Raw genomic sequence first — 4,543 nt, forward strand, 5'->3', positions numbered from 1 at the left:
GCCGGGCACCACGCCGACGAGGTCGCCGGCTACCTCCGCCGGCAGCTCGGCCTGGCCGACTCAGACGCCGAGGGGGCGCCCCGAGTGACCCGGATCGACCGGTACGGCCTGGTGGTCTCCTGCGGTCGGCCCGGCGCCCGCCGGCGCGCCCGGCTCGCCTTCCCGCAGCCGGTTGCCGACCACACGGAACTGGCCCGGCTGCTGCACCCGATGCTCTGCCGTGGCGCCGGCCCGTCCCGGCACGCCGACTCCGCCTGAGCCGGCCGGCTACCGGCCCTCAGCCGCGTCTGCGCGCGGCCGGGTCGTGCGCGGGGCCCGGCGACTCGCGCGCCTGGCCCGCCAGCCCACCGGGCGATGCGCCCGGCCCGGTACGACGAAGGCCCGCGCTCACTCCGGCAGGGTGCCGGTCAGGTACCGCTGGACGGTGGGGCCGATGGCCGCGACCAGGGTCTCCGGGGCGGCGGAGGCGACCGGCTCCAGCCGGACCACGTACCGCATCATGGCCAGCCCGATCATCTGGCTCGCCACCAGCGAACCGCGTAGCGGCAGCTCGGCCGGGTCGACGTCGAGGTGGTCGAGCACCCGGCGCAGGACCTGGGTGACCAGGAACTCCCGCAGCAGGCGGGCGGACCACTCGTGGGTCAGGCTGGAGCGCAGCAGCGCCACCCCGGCCGCGCCGGCCGGTGAGTCCCACACCCCGAGGAATAGCCGGACCAGGCGCTCGCCGAGGCCGTCGCGGGGCCCGGCGACGATCCGGGGAATGATCTCCCTCGGGTCGACGGGCGAGTTCATCGCGGCCAGGAAGAGCTGGTCCTTGCTGCCGAAGTAGTGGTGCACCAGCGCCGGGTCCACCTGCGCGGCGGCGGCGATGGCGCGGATCGACGCCGCGTCGAAGCCACGCTCGGCGAAGGCCGTCCGGGCCGCCGCCAGGATCGCCTCCCGGGTGTCCGGGTTGCCGGGTCGCCGTCCGGTCCGCCGTGCCATCGCCGCCCTTCGCTCGTCACCTGCCGCCCCCGGCCGGTCGGGTCTCCCCGGCCGGGGGCGGTGCGGTCGCCGCCCGCCGGTGCGTCCCGGCGGGCGGCACGTCCTCGTCAGCCGCTGCGCCGCCGCAGGGTGGCCGCGGCGAGCACCAGCGCCAGCACCGTCGCGCCGGCGACCACCGCGACGTCCCGCCACATGGTGCCGGTGGGCTCGGCGTTCGCGCCGACCTCCTGCAACGCCTCGACGGCGTACGACAGGGGCAGCACGTCGCTGACGGCCTGCAACCAGCCGGCCATCTCGTCGCGGGGCACGAAGAGCCCGCAGAGCAGCAGTTGGGGGACCGCCACGACCGGCATGAACTGTACGGCCTGGAACTCGGTGCGGGCGAAGGCGCTGCACAGCAGCCCGAGCGCGACCGCGAGCACCGCGTTCAACGCCGCGATCATGATCACCAGCCCGCTGCTCCCGGCGGTGTCGAGGTCGAGGAGTCGGTACGCCACCGCGGCGGCGATGGCGGCCTGGACGACCGCGGCCAGCCCGAACGCGATGCCGTAGCCGAAGAGCAGGTCGAGCTTGGCCAGCGGGGTGGTGAGCAGCCGTTCCAGCGTGCCGGTGGTGCGCTCCCGCAACATCGCGATGCTGGTGACCAGGAACATGATCACGAAGGGGAAGAGGCCGAGCATCACCAGCGCGACCCGGTCGAACACCGATGGTTGCCCGGGCGGGGTGGGCTGGTCGACGTACATGAAGTAGACCAGGGCGAGCAGCGCGGACGGGACCACCACCAGCAGCGCCACCGTGCGCCGGTCGTGGCGCAGTTGGCGCAGGATGCGGCCGGTGGTGGCGGCCAGGATCCGGGGGTTCACGACGTCTCCTCTCCGGCGGCGCCCGTCGGGGCCGCCGCGTCGACCGGGCGCGCGGGCCGCCCCGGGCCGTCGGTGCCCACCGGCCGCCCGCCGTCGTCCGTGCCGGTCTCGCTCGCCCTGATCAGCCGCAGGAACGCCTCGTCCAGGTCGTCGACCCCGGCGGCGGCGCGGACCGCGTCGGGGGTGTCGTCGGCGATCAGCCGCCCCTGGCGGATGAGCAGCAGCCGGTCGCAGCGGGCCGCCTCGTCCATCACGTGGCTGGAGACGAGCAGGGTGGTGCCGGTCGCGGCCATCGCGTGGAACCGGGCCCAGAGGTCGGCGCGCAGCACCGGGTCCTGGCCGACGGTCGGCTCGTCGAGGATGACCAGCTCCGGCTGGCCGACCAGGGCGCAGGCCAGCGACGCCCGGCTGCGCTGCCCGCCGGAGAGGGTGCCGACCAGTTGGGTGGCCGCCTCCGCGAGCCCCACGTCGGCGACCGCACGGTCGGCGTCGACCGCGCCCCGGCCGTGCAGCGCGGCGAAGTAGCGGGCGTTCTCCCGCACCGTCAGGTCGGCGTAGACGCTGGGCGCCTGGGTGAGGTAGCCGACCCGGCGGCGCAGCTCGGGTGAGCCGGCGGGCCGCCCGAGCACGGTGACCGTGCCGGAGTTGATCACCTGCACCCCGACCAGTGCGCGCATCAGGGTGGTCTTGCCACTGCCGCTGGGACCGAGCAGCCCGGTGACCGTGCCGCGCGGCACCCGGGCGCTGATGCCGTGCAGCACCCGCCGCCCGCCCCGGTCGACGACCAGGTCCCGGACGGCGATCGAGTCTTCCATCGCCCACCTCCCCCAAAAATTCAACGACTGATGAACTCAACGCTAGATGAGATACCGCCCCCCGCGCAACGGTTGACTTCGCGTGCACTCGAACTGGAAGCCTGGGCGCGTGGACATCAGCACGCGGGAGATGACCCTCACCGTCGGCGAGGCGGCCGAGCGGGTCGGCCTGACGACCTACACGTTGCGCTGGTACGAGCAGGAGGGGCTGGTCGCCCCGGTCGGGCGCGACTCGGCCGGCCGGCGGCGCTACACCGAACGGGACGTCGACTGGCTGCTCCTGCTCACCCGGCTGCGCCGCACCGGCATGCCGGTGCGGGACATGCGCCGCTACGCCGAACTGGCTCGGCAGGGCGACAGCACCCTCGCCGACCGTCGGGCGCTCTTCGAGGCCCACCGCGCCCGGGTGCTGAACCGGATGGCCGAGCTGGAGGAGGACCTCAAGGTGCTCAACTACAAGATCGACAACTACCGCCGGGCGGAGCGGTGCTCATGATCCGCCGTCGACTGGGCGCGACCGGGCCCGAGATCTCCGCCATCGGGCTCGGCTGCATGGGGATGAGCTTCGCCTACGGCGCCGGGGACGACACAGAGTCGACCCGCGTCCTGCACCGGGCGCTCGACCTGGGCGTCGACCACCTCGACACCGCCGACATGTACGGCCGGGGTCGCAACGAGGAACTGCTCTCCCCGGTGGTGCGGGCCCGCCGCGACGAGGTCTTCCTCGCCACGAAGTTCGGCAACCGGGTGCGCGGCGACGGCTCGGGTGGCACCGGCAGCTCCGGGGCGTACGTGGACAGCAGCGCGGCCTGGGCGCGCGAGGCCTGCGACGCGTCCCTGCGCCGCCTCGGCGTGGACACCATCGACCTGTACTACCTGCACCGGCGCGACCCGGCCACGCCGATCGAGGAGACGGTGGGGGCGATGGCCGAGCTGGTCGCCGCCGGCAAGGTGCGACTGATCGGCCTCTCCGAGGTCAGCCCGGCGACGCTGCGCGCGGCGCACGCGGTGCACCCGGTGACCGCCGTGCAGATGGAGTGGTCGCTGTTCAGCCGGGACGTGGAGGGCGAGATGCTGACCACCTGCCGGGAACTGGGGGTGGCGCTGGTGGCGTACTCGCCGGTGGGTCGGGGGCTGCTCACCGGGGCGATCACCAGCCGCGACCAGCTAGCCGCCGACGACTGGCGGGCCGCGGTGCCGCGCTTCGCCGAGGGCAACCTCGACGCCAACCTGAAGCTGGTCGACGAGGTGCGGGCGGTGGCCGCCGAGATCGGCTGCACGCCGGCCCAGGCCGCGCTGGCCTGGCTGCTCGCCCAGGGCGAGGACGTCTTCCCGATTCCGGGCACCAAGCGGGTTCGCTGGCTGGAGGAGAACGTCGCCGCCGCCGACATCCGGCTCACCCCCGAGCAGCGCACCCGGTTGGGAGCGGCGGTGCCGCCGGGGGCGGTCGCCGGGGAAAGGTACCCCGAGACAGCAATGAGATTCGTCGGGCACTAGCCTCCGGACCGGACACCAGGTCCGGCAACGGGCATTGCGCCCCGATCGGGCGTACGGCACGATGGCGCAAGTGGGTCACGCTCCGTCACCGGATGAGGGGTTCCTCGACGACTGGACCGCCCGGCTGCGGGCCGGCGCCGAGCGGCCCGTCGTCGGCATCATGCTGCGTGGCAGCCATGCCCGGCGGGCCGCCACCGCGCACAGCGACGTCGACCTCGACCTGCTGCTCGGTGGCGCTCCGTACGCCGCCCGCCGGGCGTACCTCGCGGAGCACGCCGGGCGGCTGACCCACGTCTCGGTGGCCGCCCGCGACGTCCGCTCCTGGCTGGCCCGGCTCGGCGAGCCGGCCGACTGGGCGTTCGGGCTGCCGGTCGAGGCGCCGGC

Annotated in this window: 6 protein-coding genes and 1 pseudogene; 4 read left to right on the forward strand and 3 right to left on the reverse strand. The window is 74.6% G+C overall.

Going from position 1 to position 4,543, the window contains the following annotated elements; all coding sequences use genetic code 11:
* On the forward strand, window positions 1–258 hold a 258-nt coding region (locus NCC78_RS27905), incomplete at its 5' end, for a DUF2470 domain-containing protein (RefSeq protein ID WP_250798231.1).
* 129 nt (window positions 259–387) lie between these two features.
* Here NCC78_RS27905 and NCC78_RS27910 read toward each other — a convergent pair.
* The 3 genes and pseudogenes from NCC78_RS27910 to NCC78_RS27920 all read right to left on the reverse strand — a co-directional run.
* A complete protein-coding gene (locus NCC78_RS27910; RefSeq protein WP_250798233.1) occupies window positions 388–984 on the reverse strand; it encodes a TetR/AcrR family transcriptional regulator in 597 nt (198 codons plus the stop codon).
* A gap of 107 nt (window positions 985–1,091) precedes the next feature.
* Entirely contained in the window at window positions 1,092–1,847 is a 756-nt protein-coding gene (locus NCC78_RS27915; protein ID WP_250798235.1) for an ABC transporter permease, read from the reverse strand.
* 98 nt (window positions 1,848–1,945) lie between these two features.
* A pseudogene (locus tag NCC78_RS27920) lies at window positions 1,946–2,662 on the reverse strand (ABC transporter ATP-binding protein); the annotation flags it as partial.
* Window positions 2,663–2,771: 109 nt separating this feature from the next.
* On the opposite strand from NCC78_RS27920, the gene NCC78_RS27925 reads away from it, so the two are divergent.
* The 3 genes from NCC78_RS27925 to NCC78_RS27935 all read left to right on the forward strand — a co-directional run.
* Window positions 2,772–3,158, forward strand: a complete 387-nt coding sequence (locus tag NCC78_RS27925) for a MerR family transcriptional regulator (RefSeq protein WP_250798236.1) — start codon at window positions 2,772–2,774, stop codon at window positions 3,156–3,158.
* Window positions 3,155–4,159: an aldo/keto reductase gene (locus NCC78_RS27930; RefSeq protein ID WP_250798237.1), complete on the forward strand. Its 1,005-nt coding sequence runs from the start codon at window positions 3,155–3,157 to the stop codon at window positions 4,157–4,159. The genes NCC78_RS27925 and NCC78_RS27930 overlap by 4 nt, the downstream gene beginning before the upstream one ends.
* A gap of 70 nt (window positions 4,160–4,229) precedes the next feature.
* On the forward strand, window positions 4,230–4,543 hold a 314-nt coding region (locus NCC78_RS27935; RefSeq protein WP_504921117.1), incomplete at its 3' end, for a nucleotidyltransferase family protein.

The organism is Micromonospora phytophila, from assembly GCF_023656545.1.
In the GTDB taxonomy this organism is placed as follows: Bacteria; Actinomycetota; Actinomycetes; order Mycobacteriales; family Micromonosporaceae; genus Micromonospora; species Micromonospora phytophila.

Coding starts and splice junctions, on each gene's coding strand:
- NCC78_RS27910 (WP_250798233.1), bottom strand. CDS start 984: ATGGCACGGCGGACCGGACGGCGACCCGGCAACCCGGACACCCGGGAG.
- NCC78_RS27930 (WP_250798237.1), top strand. CDS start 3,155: ATGATCCGCCGTCGACTGGGCGCGACCGGGCCCGAGATCTCCGCCATC.